This window comes from Bartonella sp. AA83SXKL, from assembly GCF_042196965.1.
Taxonomy (GTDB): Bacteria; Pseudomonadota; Alphaproteobacteria; order Rhizobiales; family Rhizobiaceae; genus Bartonella.
Map to the genome: position 1 here is coordinate 337 of NZ_JBHIRG010000247.1, position 303 is coordinate 639.

The 303-nt window shown below is 39.6% G+C and carries 1 protein-coding gene; it reads left to right on the forward strand.

Features of this window, described 5'->3' with window-relative positions; genetic code table 11:
• Window positions 1–34: 34 nt before the first annotated feature.
• A partial coding sequence (locus ACFINO_RS10905; RefSeq protein ID WP_375655876.1) for a ThiF family adenylyltransferase occupies window positions 35–303 on the forward strand: 269 nt, incomplete at its 3' end.

Sequence of the window (303 nt, forward strand, 5' to 3'; positions counted from 1 at the left end):
AGGATGCGGCGGGATTGGTAATCATGTATCAGCAATACTAGCATCCTCCGGCGTCGGAAAATTAATTCTCGTTGACAATGATGTGATCGAGATGACCAACCTTACCAGACAAATTCTTTTTACTGAAGAAGATATAGGGCTTCCGAAAACAACTGTTCTTCAACGTGAGCTGATACGGAGAAACAGCCAAAGTGAAGTTCATGAGTTACAAATGTTCATTACTGAAAAAGAAGATATCAACAAATTACCCAAAGCAGATTTATGGATCATTTCTGCTGATTCACCTGATATGCTAAGACCATG